This is a genomic window from Micromonospora sp. CPCC 205739, from assembly GCF_036906795.1.
Taxonomy (GTDB): domain Bacteria; phylum Actinomycetota; class Actinomycetes; order Mycobacteriales; family Micromonosporaceae; genus Micromonospora.
In genome coordinates, this window is record NZ_JBAKHS010000018.1 from 107,662 (window position 1) to 134,449 (window position 26,788).

At 74.0% G+C, this 26,788-nt stretch carries 26 protein-coding genes and 1 riboswitch; of the genes, 18 read left to right on the plus strand and 8 right to left on the minus strand.

The window, feature by feature from the left end; all coding sequences use genetic code 11:
• Nucleotides 1–26 precede the first annotated feature (26 nt).
• Entirely contained in the window at nt 27–1,202 is a 1,176-nt protein-coding gene (locus tag V6U88_RS23265; RefSeq protein ID WP_442934679.1) for a GNAT family N-acetyltransferase, read from the plus strand.
• Nucleotides 1,203–1,264: 62 nt separating this feature from the next.
• Here V6U88_RS23265 and V6U88_RS23270 read toward each other — a convergent pair whose 3' ends face one another.
• The 4 genes from V6U88_RS23270 to V6U88_RS23285 form a co-directional block, all read right to left on the minus strand.
• On the minus strand, nt 1,265–1,792 hold the full coding sequence (locus tag V6U88_RS23270) for a DUF4396 domain-containing protein (RefSeq protein WP_334456125.1): 528 nt from the start codon (nt 1,790–1,792) through the stop codon (nt 1,265–1,267).
• 148 nt (nt 1,793–1,940) lie between these two features.
• On the minus strand, nt 1,941–2,624 hold the full coding sequence (locus tag V6U88_RS23275) for a hypothetical protein (RefSeq protein WP_334456126.1): 684 nt from the start codon (nt 2,622–2,624) through the stop codon (nt 1,941–1,943).
• A gap of 67 nt (nt 2,625–2,691) precedes the next feature.
• On the minus strand, nt 2,692–3,150 hold the full coding sequence (locus V6U88_RS23280; protein WP_334456127.1) for a peroxiredoxin: 459 nt from the start codon (nt 3,148–3,150) through the stop codon (nt 2,692–2,694).
• Nucleotides 3,151–3,197: 47 nt separating this feature from the next.
• The gene (locus V6U88_RS23285) at nt 3,198–4,028 is read right to left on the minus strand and encodes a patatin-like phospholipase family protein (protein WP_334456129.1); all 831 of its coding nucleotides are present in this window, start codon (nt 4,026–4,028) and stop codon (nt 3,198–3,200) included.
• Nucleotides 4,029–4,106: 78 nt separating this feature from the next.
• Here V6U88_RS23285 and V6U88_RS23290 point away from each other — a divergent pair, with 78 nt between their 5' ends.
• The 8 genes from V6U88_RS23290 (at nt 4,107) to V6U88_RS23325 (ending at nt 13,066) form a co-directional block, all read left to right on the plus strand.
• Entirely contained in the window at nt 4,107–4,835 is a 729-nt protein-coding gene (locus V6U88_RS23290) for an SDR family NAD(P)-dependent oxidoreductase (RefSeq protein ID WP_334456131.1), read from the plus strand.
• A 98-nt stretch (nt 4,836–4,933) separates the two neighbouring features.
• Complete coding sequence (locus V6U88_RS23295) at nt 4,934–6,766, plus strand: glycoside hydrolase family 15 protein (RefSeq protein ID WP_334456132.1); 1,833 nt, start codon at nt 4,934–4,936, stop codon at nt 6,764–6,766.
• 123 nt (nt 6,767–6,889) lie between these two features.
• Nucleotides 6,890–7,330, plus strand: a complete 441-nt coding sequence (locus V6U88_RS23300; RefSeq protein ID WP_334456172.1) for a VOC family protein — start codon at nt 6,890–6,892, stop codon at nt 7,328–7,330.
• A 33-nt stretch (nt 7,331–7,363) separates the two neighbouring features.
• Nucleotides 7,364–7,549 carry a hypothetical protein gene (locus V6U88_RS23305; protein WP_334456134.1) on the plus strand — a complete coding sequence of 62 codons (186 nt, stop codon included), beginning with the start codon at nt 7,364–7,366 and terminating at the stop codon, nt 7,547–7,549.
• A gap of 102 nt (nt 7,550–7,651) precedes the next feature.
• Nucleotides 7,652–8,101 (plus strand): helix-turn-helix transcriptional regulator, encoded by a 450-nt coding sequence (locus tag V6U88_RS23310; protein ID WP_334456136.1) that lies wholly within the window; start codon nt 7,652–7,654, stop codon nt 8,099–8,101.
• A gap of 5 nt (nt 8,102–8,106) precedes the next feature.
• Nucleotides 8,107–8,517, plus strand: coding sequence for a VOC family protein (locus V6U88_RS23315; RefSeq protein ID WP_334456138.1), 411 nt, complete (start codon nt 8,107–8,109; stop codon nt 8,515–8,517).
• A gap of 265 nt (nt 8,518–8,782) precedes the next feature.
• A complete protein-coding gene (locus V6U88_RS23320) occupies nt 8,783–11,176 on the plus strand; it encodes an excinuclease ABC subunit UvrA (protein ID WP_334456140.1) in 2,394 nt (797 codons plus the stop codon).
• Between the two features lie 894 nt (nt 11,177–12,070).
• Nucleotides 12,071–13,066, plus strand: a complete 996-nt coding sequence (locus tag V6U88_RS23325; RefSeq protein ID WP_334456142.1) for a tyrosine-type recombinase/integrase — start codon at nt 12,071–12,073, stop codon at nt 13,064–13,066.
• 22 nt (nt 13,067–13,088) lie between these two features.
• Here V6U88_RS23325 and V6U88_RS23330 read toward each other — a convergent pair whose 3' ends face one another.
• The gene (locus V6U88_RS23330) at nt 13,089–14,171 is read right to left on the minus strand and encodes an SRPBCC domain-containing protein (RefSeq protein WP_334456144.1); all 1,083 of its coding nucleotides are present in this window, start codon (nt 14,169–14,171) and stop codon (nt 13,089–13,091) included.
• A 119-nt stretch (nt 14,172–14,290) separates the two neighbouring features.
• Nucleotides 14,291–14,367: riboswitch (ZMP/ZTP riboswitch) on the plus strand.
• Between the two features lie 13 nt (nt 14,368–14,380).
• On the opposite strand from V6U88_RS23330, the gene V6U88_RS23335 reads away from it, so the two are divergent.
• Nucleotides 14,381–15,271, plus strand: a complete 891-nt coding sequence (locus V6U88_RS23335) for a bifunctional 5,10-methylenetetrahydrofolate dehydrogenase/5,10-methenyltetrahydrofolate cyclohydrolase (protein WP_334456145.1) — start codon at nt 14,381–14,383, stop codon at nt 15,269–15,271.
• 41 nt (nt 15,272–15,312) lie between these two features.
• On the opposite strand, the gene V6U88_RS23340 is transcribed toward V6U88_RS23335, so the two are convergent.
• Nucleotides 15,313–16,092: an endonuclease/exonuclease/phosphatase family protein gene (locus tag V6U88_RS23340; RefSeq protein ID WP_334456147.1), complete on the minus strand. Its 780-nt coding sequence runs from the start codon at nt 16,090–16,092 to the stop codon at nt 15,313–15,315.
• A gap of 195 nt (nt 16,093–16,287) precedes the next feature.
• Between V6U88_RS23340 and V6U88_RS23345 the strand changes: the two genes are divergently transcribed.
• The 3 genes from V6U88_RS23345 (at nt 16,288) to V6U88_RS23355 (ending at nt 19,553) form a co-directional block, all read left to right on the plus strand.
• Nucleotides 16,288–17,067 (plus strand): sulfite exporter TauE/SafE family protein, encoded by a 780-nt coding sequence (locus V6U88_RS23345; protein ID WP_334456148.1) that lies wholly within the window; start codon nt 16,288–16,290, stop codon nt 17,065–17,067.
• Nucleotides 17,068–17,072: 5 nt separating this feature from the next.
• Nucleotides 17,073–17,837 (plus strand): GNAT family N-acetyltransferase, encoded by a 765-nt coding sequence (locus V6U88_RS23350; protein ID WP_334456150.1) that lies wholly within the window; start codon nt 17,073–17,075, stop codon nt 17,835–17,837.
• 141 nt (nt 17,838–17,978) lie between these two features.
• Complete coding sequence (locus V6U88_RS23355) at nt 17,979–19,553, plus strand: VWA domain-containing protein (RefSeq protein ID WP_334456152.1); 1,575 nt, start codon at nt 17,979–17,981, stop codon at nt 19,551–19,553.
• Between the two features lie 49 nt (nt 19,554–19,602).
• On the opposite strand, the gene def is transcribed toward V6U88_RS23355, so the two are convergent.
• Both def and V6U88_RS23365 read right to left on the minus strand, forming a co-directional pair.
• Nucleotides 19,603–20,112, minus strand: a complete 510-nt coding sequence (gene def / locus V6U88_RS23360; protein WP_334456154.1) for a peptide deformylase — start codon at nt 20,110–20,112, stop codon at nt 19,603–19,605.
• Between the two features lie 46 nt (nt 20,113–20,158).
• A complete protein-coding gene (locus tag V6U88_RS23365) occupies nt 20,159–20,914 on the minus strand; it encodes a TetR/AcrR family transcriptional regulator (RefSeq protein WP_334456155.1) in 756 nt (251 codons plus the stop codon).
• Nucleotides 20,915–20,987: 73 nt separating this feature from the next.
• On the opposite strand from V6U88_RS23365, the gene V6U88_RS23370 reads away from it, so the two are divergent.
• Genes V6U88_RS23370 through V6U88_RS23390 form a run of 5 tightly spaced genes read left to right on the plus strand, consistent with a single transcriptional unit; the run spans nt 20,988 to nt 26,440 of the window.
• Nucleotides 20,988–21,947, plus strand: a complete 960-nt coding sequence (locus V6U88_RS23370; protein ID WP_334456157.1) for an ATP-binding cassette domain-containing protein — start codon at nt 20,988–20,990, stop codon at nt 21,945–21,947.
• Complete coding sequence (locus tag V6U88_RS23375) at nt 21,944–22,756, plus strand: ABC transporter permease (RefSeq protein WP_334456158.1); 813 nt, start codon at nt 21,944–21,946, stop codon at nt 22,754–22,756. The genes V6U88_RS23370 and V6U88_RS23375 overlap by 4 nt, the downstream gene beginning before the upstream one ends.
• 8 nt (nt 22,757–22,764) lie before the next feature.
• Nucleotides 22,765–22,893 (plus strand): hypothetical protein, encoded by a 129-nt coding sequence (locus V6U88_RS23380; protein ID WP_334456160.1) that lies wholly within the window; start codon nt 22,765–22,767, stop codon nt 22,891–22,893.
• The gene (locus V6U88_RS23385) at nt 22,890–25,613 is read left to right on the plus strand and encodes a DEAD/DEAH box helicase (protein ID WP_334456161.1); all 2,724 of its coding nucleotides are present in this window, start codon (nt 22,890–22,892) and stop codon (nt 25,611–25,613) included. Before V6U88_RS23380 ends, V6U88_RS23385 begins: the two co-directional genes overlap by 4 nt.
• On the plus strand, nt 25,610–26,440 hold the full coding sequence (locus tag V6U88_RS23390) for an SWIM zinc finger family protein (RefSeq protein ID WP_334456163.1): 831 nt from the start codon (nt 25,610–25,612) through the stop codon (nt 26,438–26,440). The genes V6U88_RS23385 and V6U88_RS23390 overlap by 4 nt, the downstream gene beginning before the upstream one ends.
• Nucleotides 26,441–26,788: the final 348 nt, after the last annotated feature.

The window sequence follows — 26,788 nt, forward strand, 5'->3', positions numbered from 1 at the left end:
GCTATGGTGGCCCGATGTCCGACACCGTGCACGTGCGTGAGCTCACCGACGACGAACTCACCGACGCCTGGAACCTCGGCCGGCACGCCTTCGGCTCCGACCCGCAACCGCCACCGCACGTCACCGTCGCGGTGCCCGGCATGACCCGCTACGGCGCCTTCGACCACACCGGCCGGCTCCTGGGCAAGGCCGTCGACCTGCACCACGAGCAGTGGTGGTCCGGTCGGGCCGTGTCCGCCGCCGACGTCGCCGGGGTCGCCGTCGCCCCCGAGGCCCGCGGCCGTGGCGTGGCCCGCGCGCTGCTCACCGGCCTGCTGCGCGGCGCCCATGACCGCGGCGCCGCGGTCAGCGCGCTCTTTCCCACCGTCACCGCCCCCTACCGCGCCTGCGGCTGGGACGTCGCCGGGGTGCTGCGCACCGTCGACCTGCCCACGGTGGCGCTGCCCCGGCACCGGCCCGCCCCGCACCTCACCGTCCGCGCCGGCACGCCCGCCGACCTGCCCGCCGTCGTCGCGCTCTACGAGCGCCTCGCCCGGGACCGGTGCGGGCTGCTCACCCGCCGCGGCGCGCTCTTCGACCGCCACTACCGCGGCGACACCCTGCCCTTCGACGGCCTCACCCTCGTCGAGGACGACGGGCAACTCGTCGGCTACGCCGGCTGGGACCGCGGCCGCGGCTACCGCGCCGACGCCGTGCTCACCGTCGAGGACGTCTTCGCCACCACCGCCGAGGCCGCCCGGGAACTCGTCGGCGTCCTGGCCAGCTGGCACAGCGTCGCCCCGAAGCTGCGGCTGTGCCTGCTCGACGGCGACGCGGTCTCGGCCCAGCTACCGCTGGAAGCCCTGCGCGAGCACGAACAGGAGCCGTGGATGCACCGGCCGGTGGACGTCGCCCGCGCCGTCGCCGCGCGCGGCTGGCCGGCCCACGTACGCGGCCACGTCGAGTTCGCCCTCACCGACGAGCTCGCCGACTGGAACAGCGGCACCTGGCGGCTGGAGGTCGCCGACGGCGAGGCGCAGCTCACCCGCGTCACCGCCGAGGTCGACCTGCACCTGACCGTACGCGGCTTCGCCCTGCTCTACAGCGGCGCCAGCACCGCCCGCTCGGTCGCCGACGCCGGTCTGCTGCGCACCGCGGCCGACCCCCGGGCCCTGGACCTGCTGGCCGCCGGGGGAGCGGCGCAGCTGCTCGACTACTTCTGAGCCCACCCGCACCTCGGCCGGGCCCCCCTTCACGTGGGGGGCCCGGCCGACGTCGAGCTGCGTCAGTGCGCGTGGTGGTAGGCGTGGACGACCGCGTGGCCCTTGCCGCGCGAGATCAGCCACCGGTTGACCGGGGTGGTCAGCACGAACGCCACCAGCAGCGCGAACCCCAGCGACGCCCAGAACACCCAGCTGGCCAGCCCGGCCTCCATCGCGCCGGGCACGGCGAGCATCACGGCGTTGTCGAGGATCTCCATCACCGCGATCGACACGGTGTCGGCGGCCAGGGCCACCGTCAGCGCGGCACGCACGCCCACCCCGGCGCGCAGCACCCCGCGCATGGTCAGCGCGTAGCCGAAGACGAACGCCAACGCGACCGCGAGGACGACGGTGGGCAGGGCGGACCAGCCCAGCGCGGTGCCGATGACCATGCCGAGCACCTCACCGATCGCGCAGCCGGTCAGGCAGTGCAGGGTGGCCTGCGCGGCCATGCTCCATGACGTCGCTGCCGCCGTGGTCGGCGCGGCGCCGGTGGGCGGGTGGTGGCCGTGCTCGGCAGTGGCGTGGTGCTGATGGGTCCCGTGATCCATGACAGGGCCTCCCTTCGATGCCACCCACCATACCCCCCGGGGGTATATTCGGGAAGGCGCTGTTGCCGCGCTCACTCGCCCGACCAGACCGACCGACGGCGTACACCGCATCCCGACCTGGGTCGGGATGCGGCGCACGCCGTGCCCGTCAGCGCGCCTCGCGCAGCTCCGCCAGGCGGGCCTCGATCTCCGCCAGCTCCGCGCGCAGCTTCTCCGCCTGCTGCTCCGCCTCCGCCCGCTCGGAGGCCAGGATCTGCTCCACCGCCTCCTGCACCCCGGGCACGTCGACCAGCGCCACCATCTTCAGCGCCTCCGCCGGCTTCACCACGTACGGCTTCGCCAGCGCCTTCGCGCCCTGCTGCGCCGCCACCGTCCACTCACCGTCGGCGTACGCCAGGGTCACCGTCAGACCCGCCGGGCCCTTCGGCTTCGCCGCCTTCACCGCGCGCCGGGCCGGCTTCGCCTCCACCTGCTGCTCCACCTTCGACTCCTCCCGGCGCGGCGCGGGCACCCGGTCCAGCACGAACTCCGGCGCCGCCGTCGCGGCCGGCGGCTGCTCCACCTGCGGCTCCGGCTTCGGCTCAGCCGCCTTGCGCCCCGTGCCCCGCGGCGCCACCGCCACGTCGGCGGGGGAGAAGGGCAACTCGTCACGGCCGAAGCGCACCACCACGAACTCTTCGGACACCTCGGGGTCGGTCAGCTCCACCACCTGGCCCACCTGACCGGCGATCTGACCCGCCGAGGCGGTGAACACCACCTTGGGCTTCCGCCCGGCAGCCAACGCCTCCCGGATGCCGTGCACCTCGTCCTCGGACAAACCCTGGCCCGCCATCACAGCCCTCTTCCGTACACGTGTTTGATTGCTGCCTTGATACCAGCCGGGCCCGACAACCGGAAGATCAACCCCCCAGTGCCCGCAACGCCCCGTCGGCGTGCTCGTTCATCCCCAACTCGTTGTGAATCACCGCGAGCACCCGCCGGTCCGGCCCGATCACGAACGTCATCCGCCGCATGCTCAACGGCCCCAACGGCAACCGACGCCGCACCCCGAACCGCTGCGCCACCACACCGTCGACATCGGACAGCAACGGATAGTCGAACCCGTGCCGCCGCGAGAACTCCGCCTGCTTCTCCACCGGATCGCGGCTGATCCCCACCCGCTGGGCGCCCACCGCCGCGAACTCCGCCGCCAGGTCCCGGAAGTGGCAGCTCTCCGCCGTGCAGCCCCGCGTCATCGCCGCCGGGTAGAAGAACAACACCACCGGCCCCGCCGCCAGCAGCTCCGACAGCCGCCGCGGCGCACCCGTCTGGTCCGGCAGCGCGAAATCCTCCACCAGGTCACCGACACCCACACCCACCGCGCACCTCCACCGATCGACCGACGACGCGCGGTGAGCCTAAGCGATCAACCCCACACCTCGGCCACCTCGGCGGCCACCGCCTCGGCCTGCGCGAACCCCGCCCGCGCCGCCGCCGCCCGCCGCGCCGGGTCCAGCACGTTACGGCCGATCGCCGCCCGCGCCGCCCGATCCGGCGACACCACCGCCACCCGCGCCGCCGACCGCAGCGCCGACACCTGCGCCGCCAACCGCGGCATCGGCCCGAAACCCGACGTCATCGGCGCCAGCACCACCACCCGCTCCGCGCCCGCCGCCAGATCCGCGTTCACCGTCGAGCGCACCCCACCGTCGACGTACCGGCGGTCGGAGATCGTCACCGGCGGCCACACCCCGGGCACCGCGCAACTGGCCGCCACCGCGTCCACCAACGACACCCCGCTGTCCGCGTCGAACACCACGAACTCGCCCGAGTGCGCGTCCACCGCCGTCACCAGCAACCGCCGCGCCGGCCACTCCCGCACCGGCAACCGGGCCTCGATCACCGCCCGCCGCGACGCCTCCGACGGGGTACGCGCCGCCAGCGCCATCGCCCCCACCCGCGCCCGCGCCCGCGCCGCGTCCCGGGTACGCCCACCCGCCCACACCAGCCGCGCCACCGCCGCCCAGCCGAACCGCGCCGCCACCCCGCCCTGCGGTGGCGCCAGCTGCGCCTCGTACGACTCGGCCACCGGCCGCCCCGAACACAACTGCGCCCCCACCACCGACCCCGCCGACGTCCCCACCACCAGATCCGCGTCCGCCAGCGCCACCCCCCGCCGCGCCAGCCCCGCCAGCAGCCCCCACTCCCAGGCCACCCCGGTCACCCCGCCACCACCCAGCACCAACGCCCGCGACATGTGTGAGCACCCTCTCCGTGACCGGCCCGTGCCCGAAACGGTAGCGTCGCCACCACACGGGGGCAGGGGAGCGGTCCATTGAATCCGGTCACGGTCATCACCGGCGGCAGCCGCGGCATCGGCGCCGCCGTCGCCCGCCGCCTCGCCCACGACGGCCACCACATCGCCATCGGCTACCGCCGCGACCACGACGCCGCGTCCGCCGTCCTCGCCGACATCCACGCCCTCGGCCGCCAGGCCGTCGCCGTACCCGCCGACACCACCGACCCCGACCAGGTCGCCCGGCTCTTCGACGCCGCCGGCGACCTGGGCCCGCTCACCGGGCTGGTCAACAACGCCGGCGTCACCAGCCCCATCGGCGCCTTCACCGACCTGCGCCCCGACGACCTGCGCCACGTCGTCGACGTCAACCTCATCGGCTACGTCCTCTGCGCCCAGCAGGCCGCCCGCCGCCTCACCACCGGCGGCGCGATCGTCAACATCTCCTCCGCCGCCGCCACCCTCGGCAGCCCGGGGGAGTACATCCACTACGCCGCCGTCAAGGCCGCCACCGACACCCTCACCATCGGCCTGGCCAAGGAACTCGCCCCGCAGGGCATCCGCGTCAACGCGGTCGCCCCCGGCCTCATCCGCACCGACATCCACGCCCTGTCCGGCATGCCCGACCGCCCCGACCGCAACGCCGGCCGGGTACCGATGGGCCGACCCGGGGAACCCGACGAGGTCGCCGGCGCCGTCGCCTGGCTCCTCGGCCCCGACGCCGCCTACACCACGGGAGCGGTGCTGCGGGTCGCCGGCGGCATGTGACCGAGCCCCGCGCGCGCTAGTCGGGCCTGCGCCGATCGTCACGGTCGGTGCCGCGCCCGGGTGAGGCATGCACCCCCGCCGGCCGGGTAGGCACCCCCGTGCCCAGCGGACGGATCGGTGACCACGGTTTCCTGGCGGACGGTCGCAGCGCGGTCCTGGTGGACCGGGCCGGCTCGGTGAACTGGTGGTGCCCGCAACGCTTCGACGGGCCCTCCGTCTTCGGACGGCTGCTCGACGACGACGCCGGGCACTGGTCGATCCAACCGGAGGGCCACTTCACCTGCGAGCGGGCCTACCTCGAGGACACGCTCGTGCTGCGCAGCACCTTCACCACCGGGCAGGGCAGCGTGGCGGTGACCGACGCCCTCGCGCTGGAGCCCGGCGCGCGCGGGCACGACATCGGCCGGCGCTCACCGGGGGTGCTGGGCCGGGTGGTCGAGGGGCTCTCCGGCGAGGTGCCAATGCGGCTGGACTACCGGCCACGGTTCGAGTACGGGCGGGTCACCGCGTACCTGACCCAGCACGACGGCGTCATCGAGGCGGCCGCCGGCGGGTCCCGGCTCAGCCTGCGCGGCGACGTCCCACTGGAGTGCGGGCAGGGTGACGCCACCGCCAGCTTCACCGTCCGGGCCGGCGAAACCTACCGCTTCACCCTCGGCCACACGCCGACCTACGACTCCGGTCCGCCCGCGTCGCCCGACGGCGACCGGGTGGTCGCCGACGCCGTCGCCGGCTGGCGCTCCTGGGCGGACCTGCACCGCGACCAGTACCGCGGCCTCTTCCGCGACCAGGTGCGGCACAGCGCCATCATCCTGCAGGGCATGACCTATGGGCCCAGCGGCGCGATCGTCGCGGCGGCGACCACCTCGCTGCCCGAGAAGCTCGGCGGGGACCGCAACTACGACTACCGCTTCGTCTGGGTCCGCGACTTCAGCCTCACCCTCCAGGCCCTCTGGCGCGCGGCCTGCCCGGACGAGGCGAACCGGCAGTTCGCCTGGGTGGCCCGGGCGATGGGACGCATCGGTGACGAGCCGGTCCCGATCATGTACGGGGTACAGGGCGAGCGGGACCTCACCGAACACCCCCTCGACCACCTCTCCGGGTACGCCGACAGCCGGCCGGTCTTCGTGGGCAACGACGCCTGGAAGCAGCGGCAGAGCGACGTGCTGGGGGAGATCCTCGACGCGGCCTGGCTGATGCGCCACTACCTCGACCCGATGGCGCCCGAGGTGCACCACCTGCTGCGCGCCCTCGCCGACCAGGCGACGCGGGACTGGCGCCGGCCGGACTCCGGCATGTGGGAGGCCCGCGACGCCGAACGGCACTACGTCTCGTCGAAGGTGCAGTGCTGGACGGCGCTGGACCGCGCGGTCCGCTTCGGTCCCCGCCTCGGCGACCAGCACGACGTGGCCCGCTGGGCCGCAGCCCGCGACGAGATCCGCGAGGCCGTCCTGACCCGGGGCTGGCACGAGGAGCTCGGCGCGTTCACCGGGGCCTTCGACTCCGACGACCTGGACGCCTCGGTGCTGCTCATGCCGCTGGTCGGCTTCCTGCCGGCCGACGACCCGCGGATGCGCTCCACCATCGCGGTGATCGAACGCGAGCTTTCCCACGACGGGCTGCTGCGCCGCTGGAACGGCGACCCGGCAGGCTTCGTCATCTGCTCGTTCTGGCTGGTCAGCTGCCTGGGGCTGGCCGGTGAGGTGGACCGGGCCAAGCAGCTCTTCACGCAGCTCGCCGCCCGCGTCAACGATCTGGGGCTCTTCGCCGAACAGATCGACCAGGCCACGGGGGAGCAGCTCGGCAACTTCCCGCAGGCCTTCTCGCACATCGGGATGATCAACGCCGCCGGCCGGCTCACCGAGGCCGCCGAACGGCGCGACGCCGCCGGCCGGCCGAGACAAGCCGTGCGGGCTGAACCAGCTCGATGATCACCGGTGCTGCCGTCACCCGTAATGACCTTGAAGAATTGGGGCTTTCCGGTGATTTCGGGCGATAGCTGGTCGAGGATGGGCTGCAGGGCCATCGCAGAAAGAGGAGCCGACAGCGTGGACATGAAGCTCGAATTCATCGTGCTGCCCGTCGCCGACGCCGGCCGGGCCAAGGACTTCTACAAGTCCCTGGGCTGGCGGGAGGACGCCGACATCGGCGAGGGAGAGGGCCGGGTAGTGCAGATGACCCCGCCCAGGTCGGACTGCTCGGTCATGCTCAGCCGCACCCTCACCACGGCCGCGCCCGGCTCCGTCCAAGGCCTGTACCTGGTGGTGGACGACATCGAGGCGGCCCGGGCCGAGCTGGCCGGCCGCGGCCTCGACATCAGCGAGATCTTCCACCAGGCAGCCGGCGGACTGCCCCTCGCCAACGGCGAAGGACGCGCCCCGGGGCTCGCCCCGGACCGCGCCAGCTACTTCTCGTTCGCCTCCTTCAAGGACCCGGACGGCAACGGCTGGTACCTCCAGGAAGTCACCACCCGCTTCCCCGGCCGGCTGTGGTGACCACCGGACCGGCGGTTCTCGCGGAGGAGTCGCATGCAAGCCACCTATGACTCGGTGCCCGATCTGGCCGCCGCGCTGCGCCGGGCCGCGGCCGCGCACGGCCGCTTCGAGGAGGAGATCGGGAAGGCCGACCCGGACTGGCCGGACTGGTACGCGCAGTACATGGCCGACGAGCAGGCCGGGCGTACCGGCACGGCCGGCCCGGAAGCTGGCACCTGAGCAGCCGACCTCCGCAGCAGCCCGGTCCGGCGCAGACACGCACCGGTGGGACACCGGCGGGCGTGCTGGGCAACTGCCGCGCCACGTGGCACGATCACGCAGGTGACCAGCACACCCGCCGCCGCGCAGCGCCTGCGCGACCTCGCGCTGCTGCGCCGTGTGCGCGACCGGATCGACCGGGAGTACGTGCAGCCGCTGGACGTCGAGGCGCTCGCGCGGGGCGTGAACATGTCGGCCGGGCACCTGAGCCGTCAGTTCCGGCTGGCCTACGGCGAGTCGCCGTACTCGTACCTGATGACCCGGCGCATCGAGCGCGCGATGGCGCTGCTGCGTCGTGGTGATCTCAGCGTCACCGAGGTCTGCTTCGCGGTCGGCTGCGCGTCGCTGGGCACCTTCAGCACCCGCTTCACCGAACTGGTCGGCATGCCGCCCAGCGTCTACCGGGACCAGGCGGCGCACGCGACGGCGGGCATGCCACCGTGCGTCGCCAAGCAGGTCACCAGACCGGTCAGGAATCGAGAAGCGCCGGCTCCCGACCCGCATCTAGCGTGACCGCCATGGACATCAGCATTCACTCGAGCTTCCTTCCGCACACCGACCCGGACGCCTCCCTGACCTTCTACCGCGACACCCTCGGCTTCGAGATCCGCAACGACGTCGGATACCAGGGGATGCGCTGGATCACCGTCGGCCCCGCCGGCCAGCCCGACACCTCCATCGTCCTGCACCCGCCGGCCGCCACCCCCGGGCTCACCGACGACGAGCGCCGCACCATCCTCGAACTGATGGCCAAGGGCAGCTACTTCGGCGTCAACCTCGCCACCCCCGACGTCGACGCCACCTTCGCCAAGCTGGAGGCCACCGGCGCCGAGATCGTCCAGGAGCCGACCGACCAGCCGTACGGCGTCCGCGACTGCGCCTTCCGCGACCCCGCAGGCAACATGATCCGCATCCAGCAGCTGCACTGAGCCGCCCGCTCTCTTCCCGCCCGGGCAAGACCTCGCGCTGCTGACGCGACGTCCACCAGCTGGTCTGACGCCGGCCGCGCGGCGTGGCCGAGGCCACAGGGGCCCCACGGAGCGCAGCGGCGTCGATACCGTGGTCCCTGCGCCGAGCGCGGACGACGCCACCGCGCCGACGACCCCGAACCAGACGTACCGCGCGAAGCTCGGCAGATCGAGCCGGGCGACGCCGACGGAGACCGCGAAAGCGGCCCTCACAGATGGAGACACGATGAGCACGGCCACGAGGACGGACACGCCGCCGCCTGAGCTGCACGGCGCCGACAGCCACGACGTGATCCGCGTGCACGGCGCGCGCGTGAACAACCTCAAGGACGTCAGCGTCGAGATCCCCAAGCGCCGCCTCACGGTCTTCACCGGCGTCTCCGGCTCGGGCAAGAGCTCGCTGGTGTTCGGCACCATCGCCGCCGAGTCGCAGCGACTGATCAACGAGACCTACAGCGCCTTCGTGCAGGGCTTCATGCCGACGCTGGCGCGGCCCGAGGTCGACGTACTCGAAGGGCTGACGACGGCGATCATCGTCGACCAGGAGCGGATGGGCGCCGACGCCCGCTCCACCGTCGGCACCGCGACCGACGCCAACGCCATGCTGCGCATCCTCTTCAGCCGACTCGGGCAGCCACACATCGGCCCGCCCAACGCGTACTCGTTCAACGTCCCCTCGGTGCGAGCCAGCGGCGCGATCACCGTCGAACGCGGCGCGGGCAAGACGAAGACCGAGAAGGCGACCTTCACCCGCCTCGGCGGCATGTGCCCGCGCTGCGAAGGCATGGGCTCGGTCACCGACATCGACCTGTCCGCCCTGTACGACGACAGCAAGTCACTCAACGAGGGCGCACTCACCATCCCCGGCTACAGCATGGAGGGCTGGTACGGCCGCATCTTCCGCGGCTGCGGCTTCTTCGACCCGGACAAGCCGATCCGCAAGTACACGAAGAAGGAACTGCACGACCTGCTCCACAAGGAACCCACCAAAATCAAGGTCGACGGGATCAACCTGACGTACGCGGGGCTGATCCCCACCATCCAGAAGTCGTTCCTGTCCAAGGACGTCGACGCGCTCCAGCCGCACATCCGCGCCTTCGTGGACCGGGCGGTCACCTTCACCACCTGCCCCGACTGCGGCGGCACCCGACTCAGCGAGGCGGCCCGCTCGTCGAAGATCGCGGGGATCAACATCGCCGACGCCTGCGCGATGCAGATCAGCGACCTCGCCGCCTGGGTACGGGACCTGGACGAACCGACCGTCGCGCCGCTGCTGGCGGCCCTGCGACACTCCCTCGACTCGTTCGTCGAGATCGGGCTCGGCTACCTCAGCCTCGACCGTCCGTCGGGCACGCTCTCCGGCGGCGAGGCACAACGCACCAAGATGATCCGCCACCTCGGCTCGTCGCTCACCGACGTCACGTACGTCTTCGACGAGCCCACCATCGGGCTGCACCCGCACGACATCCAGCGGATGAACAACCTGCTGATCAGACTGCGGAACAAGGGCAACACCGTGCTGGTCGTCGAGCACAAGCCCGAGGCGATCGCGATCGCCGACCACATCGTCGACCTCGGCCCGCGCGCCGGCACCGAGGGCGGCCAGGTGGTGTTCGAGGGCACCCTCGACGGCCTGCGGGCCAGCGGCACGCTCACCGGGCGGCACCTGGACGACCGCGCCTGTCTGAAGCCGTCGGTGCGCACACCGTCCGACGTCCTGCAGGTGCGCGGCGCCCGCACCCACAACCTCCAGGACGTAGACGTCGACATCCCGCTCGGTGTGCTGGTCGTCGTCACCGGCGTCGCCGGCTCCGGCAAGAGCTCCCTGATCCACGGCTCGGTGGCCGGACGCGACGGGGTCGTGTCCGTCGACCAGACCGCGATCCGCGGCTCCCGACGGAGCAACCCGGCGACGTACACCGGACTGCTCGACCCGATCCGCAAGGCGTTCGCCAAGGCCAACGGGGTGAAACCGGCGCTGTTCAGCGCCAACTCCGAGGGCGCCTGCCCCGCCTGCAACGGCGCCGGCGTCATCTACACCGACCTGGCGATGATGGCCGGCGTCGCCACCACCTGCGAAGAGTGCGAGGGCAAGCGGTTCCAGGCCGCGGTGCTGGAGTACCACCTCGGCGGCCGCGACATCAGCGAGGTCCTTGCCATGTCGGTGACCGAGGCCGAGGAGTTCTTCGCCGACGGCGACGCGAAGACGCCGGCGGCGCACAAGATCCTCACCCGGCTGACCGACGTCGGCCTGGGCTACATCACGCTCGGTCAGCCGCTCCCGACGCTCTCCGGCGGCGAGCGGCAGCGGCTCAAGCTGGCCACCCACATGGCCGAGAAGGGCGGCGTCTACATCCTCGACGAGCCGACCAGCGGCCTGCACCTCGCCGACGTCGAGCAGCTGCTCGGCCTGCTCGACCGGCTCGTCGACTCCGGCAAGTCGGTGATCGTCATCGAGCACCACCAGGCGGTCATGGCGCACGCCGACTGGATCATCGACCTCGGCCCCGGGGCCGGCCACGACGGCGGCCGGGTCGTCTTCGAGGGCACACCGGCCGACCTCGTCGCCGCCCGCTCCACCCTCACCGGGGAGCACCTGGCCGCGTACGTCGCCACCTGACCGAAGTCGCCCTGCGTCGATGGGTCGTCCGGGGGAGTACCGCCGGACGACCCGGGTGGGCTGCGGGGATACGCAGCCCGGGCGGGGGGACGCGATCTTGACGCACCTGGACGGTGACGAGGTCAATCGGTCACTCCGACGTCGTCCCGGGTCGGTGCGACGGGGTCTTCGCGGAGGGCAGCGCGGTCCTGCGGGGCGAGTTGGCACAGGCTGGAAACGACGAGTTCGTAGGTGCGCGGGAGGCGCCGCCGTCGACGGGTTGAACAGGCCCCGCATCCAGTTACAAGCCCCATACGCCCTGATTCGATAATATACATTATGTCAAGTTGACTGGTTGGGGGCCTCCTCCGGGAGGGGTGGGCGGCGCCCACAGGCCCCATAGATCAGCGGCAAAGTGCACCCGAGGGGTTGACTGCACGGCCGTGCCGCGAGGGGGCCCCGGCACCCAGCGGCGCCACCGTTGATCGGGCAGCAGTTTCCGACCCGACACGCCGAGATGGCAGTCGGAAATCGCTACCCGATCATGGGTGCGGCGAAGGCCGATCCATCTGCCCCGACGGGTGTATGGCTGCTGCGAGTCCACACGAGGCCGTCGCATCAGGCGCGACGTCGTCGGCACTCCGGTCTACAGCGCGGCTGGGCGAGCCCGAAGCTGCCTCAGATCCGCCACCCTCCGGCTGGGCGGGTCCTCACGACGGGCACCTCACGTTCGAATGGTCAACCTCGGCCCCGCCCATCCCTGCCGAGATGCTCGCGTCGGGCACCAGCACCCCCGAGGGCCGCCGGGATCGACCTGCCGTGGCCGGCGGCGACCCGGAGCAGGTCTGCGTCCGCCTGCGCCACTCCCCTCCCACGCCACTAGCGGGAACCCGAAAAACCTGCATAATATCCCTTATGCATCACAAACAGGACGAATCGGTAGGGCGGCTCATCGAGGAGTTCCTGACGGCGCGGGCAACCCGCAAGCCCTCCCCGCACACACTTGAGGCGTACCGGCGGGACCTGCGAACCGTGGCCGCCCTGGTGGGTGAGGACGACACTCCCCTCCCCCTCGACCAGGTGATGATCTCGGACCTCTCCCCCCGGGTCATGCGGGCGGCGTTCGCCCGGTTCGCCGCTCCCCGGGCGGCGACGTCGGTGCACCGCGCCTGGTCCAGCTGGAACAGCTTCTTCACGTTCCTGGTGGCCGAGGGCGTGGTGGCGGGCAATCCGATGCCGGCGGTGGGCCGGCCCCGCACGCCGCTCCCCCAGCCCAAGCCGTTGCGCGGCGAGGACACCCCGGAGCAGCTGCTGGCCTCGGTGGCGCGGGAGGACGGGCGGCAGCGGGACCCGTGGCCGGAGCGGGACGTGGCGGTGCTGGCGCTGGCGCTCTGCGCGGGGCTGCGCCTGTCGGAGCTGCTGGCGTTGCGGGTGTCGTCGCTGAGCGGACGCGCCGGCGAGCGGCGGGTGGAGGTGGCGGGCAAGGGTGGCCGGCCGCGGGTGGTGCCGGTCGAGCCGGAGCTGGACCGGGTGCTGGTGGACTATCTGGAGAGCCGGGCGCGGCGGTTCGGGTCGCGCAGCGTACGGCCGGACTCGCCGTTGCTGGTGGACCGGCGGGGTGAGCCGCTGCGCCGGGGCGGGCTGCAGTACCTGGTGGACTCCTGCTACCGGCGCGCGAACATCGGTGACCGGGTGCCGCGGGGCGCGCGGCTGCACGCGTTGCGGCACACGTTCGCGACCCGGTTGGCCGAGGACGGGGCGAGCGCGGCGGAGATCATGCGGTTGCTGGGGCACGCGTCGTTGGCGTCGTCGCAGACGTACATCGAGGTGACGGCGGGTCAGCAGCGGGCGGCGGTGCGGTCCAACCGCACCAACCGGGCGTTGGCGGGGCTGGTGCGGGAGTCCGGGTGAGCGAGCCTGACCGGGGTGCCGGTCAGAGCCCGGCGCAGGGGGTGTCGTTGATGGTGCAGCCCTCGGGTGCCTTGGTGAGCGCGTCGGGGTCGCGCACGGCGAAGCTGATGGTGTGCGACCGTCCGGCCGGTACGGGGGCACCGGTGAAGGTGACGGCCTGTCCGTCCTGCCGCCAGGTGGCCCCGTCGGCGCGGCTGACGGTGCCGCCTTCGGCGAGGGTGACCACGAGCGTCCAGCCCTTGGCGGCGGTGCCGGCGGGGTTGTCGAGCACCACCTGGCCGGTGTAGCCGAAGAGCCGGGTGGCGGTGGTCTCGTAGCGGGCGGCGATGGTGGCGGCCGGCGCGGTCGTGGTGGGTGTGCGCGACGGGGTGGCGCTGGGGGTCCGGCTCGGTCGCGTGGTGCGGGTCGCGGTGGTGGGTGTGCGCCGTGGGCCGGTGGTCGTTCCGTGGGCGCCGGCGACGGTGGCCGCGGCGGTGGGGGGTGCCGGCATCGGGCCGGGGCCGGCGGTGTGGTCGGCGTTGTCGGGCAGCAGCGCCCATACCGCCGCGCCGGTGGCGAGGGCGGTGCCGGTCAGCGCCGCGACGAGCACCCGTCGGCGTCGGCGGCCGGGCGGCGCGGGTACGTCGCCGAAGAGGGCGATGACGGGCAGTTCGGTGGTGGGCCGGTCCTCGCCGTGGCGCAGGTTGACCTGTTGGAAGGCCAGCCAGTCGAGGATGGCGGGTAGCCGACCGGTGAGGGTCTGCTGGTAGTACCGCTCGCGGCGGTCACGGTCCTCGGCGGGCCAGGTGCCGTGTTCCATGCTTTCCTGCACCGACAGGCGGCTGCCGTCGGCAGTGCTGGTGATCTCGCAGGTCAGCCGGGTACGCCGGTCGCCTTCCTGGCAGTGCAGCACGAGCAGTTCCGGTGCCCGGTGCTCGGTCACCTCCGCCTCGAGGGCGGCGTGGAAGCCGGGCAGGGCCGCGGTGTGCAGCAGCAGCCGCTGGGGTGTCTCGCTGACCGTCTCGGTCTCGGTGAACCAGCGGGTGAGCAGCTGCGGGTTGGTCAGTGCGTGCCAGACCCGGTCGCGGGGGTGCGACAGGTCGACCTGGGCGCTGATCTCGATCACGGCGAGACTGTACGGGTTGTGGTGGGTGGCTGGGGACCCCCGGGTGGGGTCCGGTCAGGATCGTCGGGGTGCGGGTGGTGGCGGATGCGGTCCGGGCCGGCGGTGTGGCAGGCTGAGGGTGGACGCGACTGGCGGCACGGGGATGGGTCAACCATCGGGGAGCTCGTCGCGGGGGTCGACCGCCTGGGCCTCCGCGGACGAGGTGAGCCATGTCTGTTTCCGCTTCCCCGACGACTGCCACGGCCCGGCTGCTGCCCGGTAAGCCGGTGGCGGAGAAGATCCTGGCGGAGGTCGCCGATCAGGTGGCGGCGCTGCGCGCGGCGGGGGTGACGCCGGCGCTGGCGACGGTGCTGGTGGGTGACGACGACGCGAGCGCCGGGTACATCCGGATCAAGCAGCGGCAGGCGGCGGAGCTGGGTTTCGCCTCGCCGCACGTGCATCTGCCGGCGTCGGCCTCCCAGCAGGATCTGCATCGGGTGCTGGCGGACTTCAACGCTGACGCGGGGGTGCACGGGGTGCTGGTGCAGCATCCGATCCCGGGTCATCTGGACTACGACCGGGCGTTGCAGGTGCTGGACCCGGACAAGGACGTGGACGGCATGCATCCGGTGAACATGGGCCGTTTGGCGTTGGGGCTGCCGGGGCCGCTGCCGTGCACGCCGGCGGGGATCGAGGCGCTGTTGGCGTACCACGGGGTGCCGGTGTCCGGTCGTGAGGTGGTGATCCTGGGGCGGGGCGCGACGCTGGGGCGGCCGTTGGCGATGCTGCTGGCGCAGAAGCGGCCGACGGCGAACGCGGCGGTGACGGTGGTGCACACCGGGGTGGCGGACTGGCCGCGGTACACGCGGCGGGCGGAGATCCTGGTGGCGGCGGCGGGGGTGCCGGGGATCGTCCGGCCGGAGCACGTGCGTCCGGGTGCGGTGGTGGTCGGTGGTGGGGTGCGCTACGAGGGGCGGCGGTTGCTGCCGGACGTGGACGAGTCGTGCGCGGAGGTGGCGGGGGCGATCACGCCGCGGGTCGGTGGGGTGGGTCCGACGACGGTGGCGATGTTGTTCCGCAACGCGGTGCGGGCGGCGCAGCGGGCCGTCGGGCAGTCCTGAGGGTGCGGCGGCGGCCCGGTGGTGGTCGGGTCGCCGCCGGCTCAGCCGAGGTCGACGACGAGGGGCCGGTGGTCGGAGATGGTGGAGCGGGGGGTGTCGACGGCGGTGACCGGGGGCAGCCGGTCCAGGCCGTGCCGGTCGGCGAGGATGTGGTCGAGTTGTACGCGGGGCGCGGCGGCCGGGTAGGTGGGGCGCCGGCCGAGGGGTCGCCAGCCGCTGAGCAGCCGGGCCGCGCCGGCGGGCAGGTTGAGGTCGCCGAGCAGGATGCGCGGGGCGGGCAGGGTGCGTAGGGCGCGGACGACGCGGCGCAGTTGGAGGGCGTTCCAGCCGGGGACGAACGACAGGTGGGTGGCGGCGACGGTGAGTGGCCCGTGTGGGGTGTCCAGGATCGCGGCGAGCACGACGCGGGGTTCGTCGCGGAGCAGGATGAGCCCGCCGCCGGGGCCGGGGACGTAGATCGGGGACCGGACGGGGGCGGGGCGTAGCCGGGTGACCTGCCAGGAGCGGACGGGGTGGCGGCTGACCAGGCCGATGCCGTAGCAGGGTTCGCCGTGGCCGTCGTCGTCGTGGCGCAGGGGGCGGAACTGTTCGCCGGGGGTGCCGACGACGGCGGCGGCGAAGCGGTGTTCGGGGGCGTCGAGGGCGCGGGCGGCGACGGCGGTGAGGTCGAGGTTGCCGCTGCGGGACTGGTCCCGGTCGACCTCCTGCAGGGCGAGGATGTCGGCGTCGAGGGCTTTCACCGCGGCGGTGAGTCGGTCGGGGTCGACCAGGCCGTCGGTGAGGGAGCGGCCGTGCAGCAGGTTGAAGGTGGCCAGGCGCACTCCTGCACCCTACGTGGCCGTGGCACAGTTGCCCGATGGTCAAGGCGTTGCTCTGTTCGGTGCTGGTGTTCGTGGCGGTGGCCTCGGTGGGGTTGTGGCTACGTCGTCGGCGCGGTCGGTGAGGGTGTCGTCGGGCGGTGAGGTGAGCCACAGGGTGGCGCGGTGGGTCGGTGCGGGTGGGCAGAATGGCCGGCCGTGGATCCCCTGTCGCTGACCACCCTGCTCGCCGCGGCCGCCATGGCCGGCTGGGTCGATGCGGTGGTGGGTGGGGGCGGTCTGTTGCTGCTGCCGGCGCTGTTGGTGGCGGCGCCGGGGGTGCCGGTGGCGACGGCGTTGGGCACGAACAAGCTGGCCGCGATCTTCGGTACGTCGACGGCGGCGGTGACGTACGCCCGCCGTACGAAAATCGACTGGGCGGTGGCGGGGCCGTCGGCGGGGTTGGCGGTGTGCTGTGCGGGTGTCGGCGCGGCGCTGGCCGGGGCGGTGCCGGCGGGGGCGTACCGGCCGGTGGTGCTGGCGGTGCTGGTGTCGGTGGCGCTGTTCGTGGTGTTCCGGCCCCGGTTGGGGGTGGTGGCGGTGCCGGCGCGGCGGACCCGGCTGCGGGTGGTCGCGGCGGTGGCGGTGGCCGGGGTGGGTATCGCGCTGTACGACGGGTTGATCGGCCCGGGTACGGGCACGTTCCTGGTGGTGGCGTTCACCGCGCTGGTGGGCGCGGATTTCGTGCACGGTTCGGCGATGGCGAAGGTGGTCAACGCGGGTACGAACCTGGGTGCGCTGGTGGTGTTCGCGGCGACCGGTCACGTGTGGTGGCTGCTGGGGGCGGCGATGGCGGTGTGCAACGTGGCCGGGGCGGCGGTGGGTGCGCGGATGGCGTTGCGTCGGGGTTCGGGGTTCGTGCGGGTGGTGCTGCTGGTGGTGGTGCTGGCGTTGGTGGCGAAGCTCGGCTACGACCAGTGGTCGGCGGGCCGGGCGTGACGGCGGTGCGCGCGGAGCACGACCGGGCGGCGTTGGCCGCGCTGCTGAGCCGGGATCCGGTGTTGCACGCGTACCAGCTCGGCGATCTGGACGACTTCTTCTGGCCGTACACGTCGTGGTTCCGCCGGGGTGAGCAGGTGGCGTTGCTCTACCACGGGGTGACGCCGCCGGTGCTGCTCGCCTTCGCCGCGCCCGGCGGGGCGCCGGAGCTGGGGGCGCTGCTGGCCGATCTGGCGCCGGTGCTGCCGGCCCGGCTGTACGCGCACCTCTCCCCCGGGTTGGAGGAGGTGCTGGGCCGCTGGTTCGCGCTCGACCCGGCCGGGGCGCATCTGCGGATGGCGTTGACCGAACCGGCCCGGCTGGGTGGGGTCGTGCCGGCCGGGGAGGTGCTCGACGAGGCCGACCTGCCGGCGCTGCGGGCGCTGTACGCCGTGGCGTACCCGGGTAACTGGTTCGACCCGCGGATGCTGGCCACCGGCCGGTACATCGGGATCCGCGAGGACGGTGACCTGGTGGCGGTGGCCGGGGTGCACGTCTGGTCCCCCGCCTACCGGGTGGCCGCGTTGGGCAACGTGACCGCCCATCCCCGGGTGCGGGGGCGGGGCCTGGGCGCGGCGCTGGTGGCGGCGCTGTGCGGGCGCCTGCGCGCCGAGGTGGAGCACGTCGTGCTCAACGTCCGGGCGGACAACGTGGGCGCGGTGCGGCTCTACGAGCGGCTGGGCTTCACCCGGGTCGCCGAGTTCGGCGAGTTCACGCTGACCGCGCGGTGACCGGCAGTGTGTCCAGTCGCCACGCCGGGTCAACTACCCGACCCTGACCTGCGCCTGTGTCGGACGGGCCCGGGCCGGTCGCGGCCCTAGCGTCTCCTGGCAGAGGCCGCGTCGTGACGCGGTGGAGCTGAAGGAGCACGCATGGCAGTGACAGCAGTGCGGGGTCGAAGTCGGTTGGCGGTCCTCACCGCCGCCGTGGCGGCCCTGGTGGGCGTGACCGGGGCGTCGGCGCTCGCGGCGCCGGGTGTGGACCCGGCCGTGGTGGACCGGGACGCGGATCCGGGCACGAGCTTCGACATCGACAAGGTGGTGGCGACCCCGCCGATCCCGCCGAAGCCCGACGTGGTGCTGCTGGTCGACACGACCGGCAGCATGGGCCCCGTCATCGGCGACGTGCAGGCGAACCTGCAGCAGGTCATCGCGAACGTGCGGTCGGTGCAGCCGTCGGCGCAGTTCGCGGTGGCTTCCTACCGGGACGTGGGTGACGGCGCGGAGCTGTTCCGGGTGCGGCAGGACCTCACCGGCGACGCGACCGCGTTGCAGAACGCGGTGAACGGCCTGGCGGCCGGTGGCGGCGGGGACACCCCCGAGGGGTGGGTGAACGCGCTGTTTCAGGTTTCCGACGGTGGGATCGCCTACCGCTCGGGCAGCAGCCGGATCGTGGTGCTGGTCGGCGATGCCCCCAGCCACGACCCGAGCGCCGGGCACACCCTGGTGCAAGCGACCTCGGCTCTGCAGGCCGATGAGGCGAAGGTGCTCGCGGTCAGCGTCAGCGGCGGCGGCGGTGGCCTGGACGTGAGCGGGCAGGCCAGCGCGGTGGTCGCCGCGACCGGCGGCCAGCTGGTGGGCAGCGCTCCCGAGAACGTCACCGACGCGATCCTCAGCGGGCTGCGGGATCTCAACGTCACGGTCACCCCGACGGTGACCTCGTGCGACCCGGGGCTGACGGTCACCTTCGACGCGGCGTCGCGCACCCAGCAGAGCGGCACGAACGTGCCGTTCGCGGAGACCATCGCGGTCGCGGGGGACGCCCCGCAGGGCGCCACCCTGCACTGCACGGTGGACTTCCTGCTCAACGGGCTCTCCGGTGGGCCGGCGTTCGTCGAGCAGATCAGCGTCACGGTCAACGACGTCACCCCGCCGGTGGTGGTCGTGGACGACCGGACCGTCGAGGCGACCAGCCCCGCCGGCGCGGTCGTGACCTACCCGGCGTCGGCGACCGACAACGTCGACGGTCCGCTGAGCCCGACCTGCGCGCCGCCGTCGGGGAGCACATTCCCGCTGGGCGCGACGACGGTGACCTGCACCGCCACCGACGCGGCCGGCAACACCGGCAGTGACACCGCGACGATGCGGGTGGTCGACACCACCGCGCCGGCCACGGCGTGCGTGCCGACGAACAACCCGAGCGGGGGCAACGTTCCCGGCTCGTACAACCCGGACGGGTTCTACCAGCTCACCGCGACCGACATCGTCGACACGGCGGTGGACGTCCACATCGGCGACAGCGCGGACCCGACAGTGACGTTCGGTCCGTTCCCCGCCGGCACGAAGATAAAGCTGGTGCAGGCGCCGGGCGCGCAGTCCAAGGTCAAGGAGGGCACCGGCGACATCGACTACAAGGTGACGCTGCGCGGCGACGCGGTGATCACCGGCGTGGACGCGTTCGGCAACAGCTCCACGGCGCTCTGCCTGGTGGCCCCGCCGCCGAAGTGACCTGCGGCTGATCGGGGTGCGGGGGCGGCCGACGGCCGCCCCCGCGTCGTCAGCGGTGCCGGCTGGGCGAGTCGAACCGGCCGGCGCGGATCTCGCGCAGCGCCCGGCGGCGTACGTCCCCGGAGAGGGTGTCGACGTAGAGGCGCCCGCGCAGGTGGTCGGTCTCGTGCTGCAAGGCCCGGGCCAGGAAGCCGCTGCCGGAGATGGTGAGCGGCTCGCCGTGCCGGTCGACGCCGTGCACGGTGGCGTGCATCGCCCGCCGGGTCGGGAAGTACAGGCCCGGGATGGACAGGCAGCCCTCGTCGTCGTCCTGCGACTCGTCGGATAGCTCGATGCTCGGGTTGATCATGTGGCCGCGGTGGCCGTCGGCGTCGTAGACGAACACCTGCGCGCCGACGCCGATCTGCGGGGCGGCCACTCCGGCCCGGCCGGGCGCGCCCAGCAGGGTGTCCATCAGGTCGTCGACCAGTTGCTGCAGTTCGGCGTCGAAGCTGGTCACCGGTTCGCAGGGGGTGCGCAGGACGGGATCACCGATGATCCTGATGGGGCGTACGGTCATGCGGGAAGGCTATCCGTGCGTCACGGCCGCCGGTGGCGCACCCCGCTCAGCGCTCGCCGACCAGCACGGCGATCCCGTCGAGGATGCGCGCCAGGCCGAACTCGAAGGCCCGGGCCGGGTCGGAGGCCGCCTGGTACTCCTGTCCCGCCGCGCTGCCCACCCGGGCGGCGGTGGGGAACCGCTGCGGGTCCATCACCTTCTCCAGGTACGGGGCGTGCGCCCGCCACCACTGCTCGTCGGTCATGCCGGTGCGCTGGGCCGCCTGGGCGGCCTCCACCGCCCCGCGTACCGCGCCGTGGACGTACCCGTCGACGAGGGTGATCACGGCGTCCATCTCCAGGTCGCTCAGGCCGATGCCCTCGACGGCGCGCAGTTCGTACTCGTACTTGGCGGTGACGTTGGGGCCCAGCGGCGGGCGGGAGGTGGCGACCTGGAGCAGCCAGGGGTGGCGCAGGTAGAGCGCCCAGTTCTCCCGGGCGATCTGCTCCAGCCGGCCGCGCCAGCCGCCGGGGACCTCGGCGGGGCGGGCGGTCTCGCCGTAGACGGTGTCGAGCATGACGTCGAGCAGTTCGCCCTTGCCGGGCACGTGGGTGTAGAGCGACATGGTGCCCACCCCGAGGCGTTCGGCGACCCGGCGCATGGACAGCGCCGTCAGCCCTTCGGTGTCGGCGACCTCGACGGCGGCCCGCACGATCCGGTCCACGCTCAGGTCGCCGCCGCGGCGGCTGGCCTTCTCGCTGGTACGCCAGAGCAGGGCGAGGCTGCGCGCGGGGTCGCCGGTGCCGCTGTACTCGACGCTCATGACCGCCACTCTACCGCCCCTCGTACCGTATGGTGTACGGTACAGCGCACGGCAAGCGGAGAGGGGCGTGCCCATGCGAGGCGACGGACCGGTCATCGAGGCCGAAGGACTACGCAAGCGCTACGGCGACACCGAAGCCCTCGCCGGGGTCGACCTGACCGTGGCCGGCGGCACGGTCTGCGCGGTGCTCGGCCCCAACGGCGCCGGCAAGACCACCGTGGTGCGGATCCTGACCACCCTGCTGCGCGCCGACGCGGGCACCGCCCGGGTGGCCGGACACGACGTCCGCCACCAGGGCGACCAGGTGCGCGCCCAGATCGGCCTGGTCGGGCAGCAGACCGCCGTCGACGAGGTGCTCGGCGGCCGGCAGAACCTGGTGCTCTTCGGCCGGCTGCACCACCTCTCCCCCGCCCGGGCCCGCGCCCGCGCCGACGAGCTGCTGGACCGCTTCGGCCTGGGCGACGTCGGCGACAAGCCGGTCGGCGCGTACTCCGGGGGGATGCGCCGCCGGCTCGACCTGGCCGCCGCGCTGATCCTCGACCCGCCGGTGCTGTTCCTCGACGAACCCACCACCGGCCTCGACCCGCGCGCCCGCGGCGACGTCCGCGACGCCGTGCGCGCGCTCGTCGCCGCCGGCACCACCGTCCTGCTCACCACCCAGTACCTGGAGGAGGCCGACCAGTTGGCCGACACGATCAGGGTCGTCGACCACGGCCGGGTCATCGCCGCCGGCAGCCCGGACGAGCTCAAGTCCGCCCTCGGCGGCGACCGCGTCGATGTGGTGCTGCACCATCCCGGCGACCTGGCCCGCGCCGCCGAGGCCATCGGTGCGGCCACCGCCACCGCACCGCGCACCGCCACCGACGAGCTGCGGGTCAGCGTCACCACCACCGACCGGGTCACCACCCTGGCCGCCGTGCTGCGCGCCCTGGACGACGCACGGTTGCCGGCCGCCGACGTGGCGGTGCGCCGACCCACCCTCGACGAGGTGTTCCTGCACCTCACCGCCGACTTCGACGAGGTGGCCGCGTGAGCGCCCCTACCCTGCCGCTGCGCCGCGCCCGCTGGGCGCTGACCGACGCGGCCACCCTCACCGGCCGGGCCCTGGCGCACTGGGCGCGCCAGCCCGGCCCGATGCTCGTCGCCCTGCTCTTCCCCGTGCTGCTGGTGCTGATGTTCGGCTACCTGCTCGGCGGGGCGATGGCGGTGCCCGGCGGCGGCGACTACAAGGAGTTCCTGCTGCCCGGCATGTTCGCCATGACCATGCTCTTCGGGGTGGAGGCCACGTACACGGCGGTGGCCACCGACTCCGCCCGCGGCGTCACCGACCGGTTCCGCTCGCTGCCGATGGCCCGCTCCGCCGTGGTCACCGGCCGGGCCGCCGCCGACCTGCTGCACGCCGTCGTCGCGCTGGCCGTGATGCTCGGCTGCGGCGCCCTGGTCGGCTGGCAGTGGCACCTCGGCGCCGGCCGGGCCGCCGCCGCCGTCGGGCTCCTGCTGCTGCTGCGCGCCGCGATGATCGTCCTGGGCATCCACCTGGCGCTGCTGCTGCGCGCCCCGGAGTCGGTGGCCGCGCTGCAGATCCTGGTCTGGCCGCTGAGCTTCGCCTCCAACGTCTTCGTCGCCCCGGAGACCATGCCCGGCTGGCTGGCCGCCGTGGCCCAGTGGAACCCGCTGTCGGCCACCGCGGCGGCCTGCCGGGAGCTGTTCGGCAACCCCGGCTGGGGCGGCGAGTCCTTCGCCGCGCAGCACGCCGTCGCCCTGGCGGTGGCCTGGCCGCTGCTGCTGATCGCCGTCTGCGGGCCCCTGGCCGTGCGCCGCTACCGGAATCTGAGCAGGTGAGCGCCGCCGTGACGGAACGGACCATCCCGATCCTGCCCTGCGTCGACCTCGACGCCACCGGCGCGGTCGACCTCGGCGACGAACGCCGCCGCGCCCGGGACCTGACGACCGCACTGCCGACGGGAGAGCGCCCGTGACCAATGGCCCGTACGCGGTGACCTTCGTGCCCGCCGACCCGCCCCGCGCCGGCACGCTGCTGCTCTGGTCACCCGACGGCGACGGCCCGCCCGACGGTCCCGGGGAGGTCGCGGTGCAGACCCTCGCGACGCCTCCGGGCGGCGTACCCGCGCCGGTGCCGGTGCGCCGCGCGGCGCTGGCGGCGGGGCTGCCGCTGCTGCTGGCCGGCCGGTCCACGGACCCGGCGGCGGCGTTCTGGGCGGCCGCCACCCGCCAGGCGCTGCACCTGGCCGCCCGGGGCCTGCTGCTGCCCGACGTGACCCCGGCCGGGCACGACACCTGGCGGGTCGGCCCGCTCGGCGACGCCGACACCGCCCGGCTGCGCGCCCTGGCCGCCGCGATGCCGGCCGCCGCCCGGGCCCGCCCCGTACCCGGGCGCACCCCGACGCGGCTGCCCGACGCGGGCCGGCTGCTGCGCGACTTCCTCGACGCGGTCGCCGACACCCTGCCCCGCGACGCCACCGCCGCCGGGGCGTGGGCGGCGACCACCGTGACGGCGGTGCCGGCGCTGCGGCGCTGGGCCACCCGGGTGAACGCCGACGCCGACGCCGCCGTCCGGCTGTCCCTGCGGCTGGAACCGGTGGGCGAGCCGGACGGGCCCTGGCGGGCAGCGGTGCAGCTGCACCGGCGCACCGACCCGGGACTGCTCACCGACGCCGCCGCGCTGTGGGCCGGCCCGGTGCCCGGATTCCCGGCCGCCACCCGCGACGCCGCGCTGCTGGCCCTGCGCGACGCGGCCCGGCACTGGCCCCCGCTGGCCGCCCTGCTCGACCGGCCGGTCCCCGACGCGCTGCCGCTGACCGACGACGACCTGACCGACCTGCTCGCCGGCGGCGCCCGGCGGCTCGCCGACGCCGGGGTGCCCGTGCACTGGCCGGCCGGGGTCAGCCGTGACCTGACCGCCGCGGTGCGGCTGCGCGCCCCGCACGCCGGCGGCCCGACCACGGGGCTCGGCGATCTCGGCGAGCTGGCGCTGGACTGGCGGCTGGCACTGCACGGCGAAGCGCTGACCGAAGCCGAGCTGCGGGCGCTGGCCGAGGCCCGCCGCCCGGTGGTGCGGCTGCGGGAACACTGGGTGCTGGTGGACCCGGAGTCGGCCCACCGCGCCCGGCGACCGGCGCTCGCGCCGCTGCCGCCGGTCGCGGCGCTGCGGGCGGCGCTCACCGGGACGGTCACCGTCGACGGCGCCGACGTACCGGCCACCGCCGAGGGCCGGCTGGCGCAGGTACACCGCCGGCTCACCGCCGCGCCCGCCGACGTACCCGTCCCCGCCGCCCTGACCGCGACCCTGCGCGACTACCAGCGCCAGGGGCTGCGCTGGCTGGCCGGGCTGACCGCGCTGGGCCTGGGCGGCTGCCTCGCCGACGACATGGGGCTGGGCAAGACCGTCACGGTGATCGCCCTGCACCTGCACCGGCAGACCGACCCGGGCACCGCCGGCCCCACCCTGGTGGTCTGCCCCGCCTCGCTGCTCGGCAACTGGGAGCGGGAGATCAGGCGTTTCGCCCCCGGCACCCCGGTGCGCCGCCACCACGGCCCCGGCCGCACGCTGGACGGCGTGGACGCCGGGGTCGTGCTCACCACGTACGGCACGCTGCGGCTGGACGTCGACGAACTGGCCGGGCGGCGCTGGCCGCTGCTGGTCGCCGACGAGGCGCAGCACGTCAAGAACCCCGCCTCCGGAACGGCGCGGGCGCTGCGGGCGGTTCCGGCCGCCGCCCGGGTCGCGTTGACCGGCACCCCGGTGGAGAACAGCCTCACCGACCTGTGGGCGGTGCTGGACTGGACCACCCCCGGCCTGCTGGGCACCCTGGCGCAGTTCCGGGCCCGCTGGACACGACCCGTCGGCGCCGACCCGGACCGGGCGGCGGAGCTGGCCCGGCTGGTCCGGCCGTTCGTGCTGCGCCGGCGCAAGAGCGACCCGGGTGTGGCCCCGGAGCTGCCCGCCAAGACCGAGACCGACCAGCCGGTCGCGTTGACCGCCGAACAGGCCGCCCTCTACCAGGCGACCGTGGCGGAACTGCTCGACGTGATCGCCACGACCGACGGGTTCGCCCGCCGTGGCCTGGTGGTCAAGCTGCTCACCGCGCTGAAGCAGATCTGCAACCATCCCGCGCAGTACCTGCGGGAGACCGCGCCGGTGCTGGCCGGCCGCTCCGGCAAGCTGGACCTGCTCGACGAGCTGCTCGACGGCATCCTGCCCGCCGGCGGGGCGGTGCTGGTCTTCACCCAGTACGTGGCGATGGCCCGCCTGCTGCGCCGGCACCTGCACGAGCGGGGCGTGGCGGCGCTGCTGCTGCACGGCGGGCTGCCGGTGGCGCGCCGCGAACAACTGGTGCGCGAGTTCGACGAGGGGCAGGCGCCGGTGTTCCTGCTGTCGCTGCGGGCGGCCGGCACCGGGCTGAACCTGACCCGCGCCGACCACGTGGTGCACTTCGACCGCTGGTGGAACCCGGCCGTGGAGGACCAGGCCACCGACCGGGCGTACCGGATCGGGCAGACCCGGCCGGTGCAGGTGCACCGGCTCATCGCCGAGGGCACCGTGGAGGACCGGATCGCGGCGCTGCTGGCCAGCAAGCGGGAGCTGGCGCAGGCGGTGCTCGACGTCGGGCCCGGCGGCCTGGCCGCGCTCGGCGACGCCGAGCTGGCCGAGCTGGTCACCCTGCGGGGGCCGGCGTGACCGCCCGAGGGTTCCCCGCGTTCCCCGCCGGTCCGGCGCGGCGTCTCCGCTCGGGTTGGGCCACCGGGTGGGCGGCGGCGCTCGCCGACTCGGCGCTGGACCCGGAGCCGTTGCGCCGGGGTCGGCGGTGGGCGGTACGGGGACACGTCGGACCGATCACGATCAGCCCCGGCCGGATCGCGGCGAGCGTGCACGACGGCGACCCGGAACAGGCGCACCGCACCGTGGTCCGCGTCGACACGCTGCCGGACGCCGCCTGGGACCGGCTCACCGACGCGGTCGCCGCCCGCTCCGGGCACCTGGCCGCCCTCCTGGCGGGGCAGCTCCCGACCGATGCGACGGAGGCCGCCGGGGTGCGCCTGCCGCCCACCGGCGGGCAGCTGCTGCCGGAGTGCGACTGCCCGGACTGGGACCACCCGTGCCGGCACGCGGCGGCGCTGTGCCACCAGGTGTCCTGGCTGCTGGAGGCCGAACCGCTCCTGCTGCTGCTGATCCGGGGCCGCGACCCGGCCGACCTGCTCGCCGACCTGCGCCCGCCGGACCGCGTGGACACGGTCGACGTTCAGCCTCCCGTGCGCTCGGGACCGGAGCCGGACGCCCGTGACGCGGACGGCACGCCGGCCGCCGAGGCGTACGCCGTGGCGGTGGGTCCGCTGCCGGGTACGCCGGACGGCCCGGTGGCGCTCACCCTGCCGGTGCTGCCGCCGGACCCCGGCGTGGACGTGGACGCGCTGCGGCAGCGGGTCGCGCTCGCCGCCGCTCGGGCCGCCGTGCTGCTCGAACCGGGTCGGCCCGCGACTCCGGCACCGGTGTCGCAGGACCCCTGACCCACCCCAGCTGCGCACGTCCTCGCCAGTCGGCTCCCGCCGGTCGAAGGGTCTGTGCGCGGTGCTGTGGAGCTGATGACGCCGATGAATCACCGGTCCGGACGTGGGTCTGAGTCGTCTACGTCATCAGCTCCACAGCGTGCGGAGTGCCCCCTCTGGGTACCGACGCTCAGGCCCGTGGGCAGGCGCACCCGCGCCTAGAAGCTTGCGGCGGGCGTCCGGCACCGAAGCAGGGCCGGTGGCAGGCGTCCCACGCCCCGGGGGCTCTGGGGTGCACGCGGGCGCCTAGTAGTGCTTTGTTAGGTCGGCGTGTCGTTGGGGTGCGCGAAGTGGTCCGGGTAGTTCGAT

Bases quoted from the DNA above. Each gene is read 5' to 3' on its own strand.
- V6U88_RS23270 (WP_334456125.1), bottom strand. From the start codon at position 1,792: ATGGATCACGGGACCCATCAGCACCACGCCACTGCCGAGCACGGCCAC.
- V6U88_RS23275 (WP_334456126.1), bottom strand. From the start codon at position 2,624: ATGGCGGGCCAGGGTTTGTCCGAGGACGAGGTGCACGGCATCCGGGAG.
- V6U88_RS23285 (WP_334456129.1), bottom strand. From the start codon at position 4,028: ATGTCGCGGGCGTTGGTGCTGGGTGGTGGCGGGGTGACCGGGGTGGCC.
- V6U88_RS23300 (WP_334456172.1), top strand. From the start codon at position 6,890: ATGAAGCTCGAATTCATCGTGCTGCCCGTCGCCGACGCCGGCCGGGCC.
- V6U88_RS23305 (WP_334456134.1), top strand. From the start codon at position 7,364: ATGCAAGCCACCTATGACTCGGTGCCCGATCTGGCCGCCGCGCTGCGC.
- V6U88_RS23315 (WP_334456138.1), top strand. From the start codon at position 8,107: ATGGACATCAGCATTCACTCGAGCTTCCTTCCGCACACCGACCCGGAC.
- V6U88_RS23320 (WP_334456140.1), top strand. From the start codon at position 8,783: ATGAGCACGGCCACGAGGACGGACACGCCGCCGCCTGAGCTGCACGGC.
- V6U88_RS23325 (WP_334456142.1), top strand. From the start codon at position 12,071: ATGCATCACAAACAGGACGAATCGGTAGGGCGGCTCATCGAGGAGTTC.
- V6U88_RS23335 (WP_334456145.1), top strand. From the start codon at position 14,381: ATGTCTGTTTCCGCTTCCCCGACGACTGCCACGGCCCGGCTGCTGCCC.
- V6U88_RS23355 (WP_334456152.1), top strand. From the start codon at position 17,979: ATGGCAGTGACAGCAGTGCGGGGTCGAAGTCGGTTGGCGGTCCTCACC.
- def (WP_334456154.1), bottom strand. From the start codon at position 20,112: ATGACCGTACGCCCCATCAGGATCATCGGTGATCCCGTCCTGCGCACC.
- V6U88_RS23365 (WP_334456155.1), bottom strand. From the start codon at position 20,914: ATGAGCGTCGAGTACAGCGGCACCGGCGACCCCGCGCGCAGCCTCGCC.
- V6U88_RS23370 (WP_334456157.1), top strand. From the start codon at position 20,988: ATGCGAGGCGACGGACCGGTCATCGAGGCCGAAGGACTACGCAAGCGC.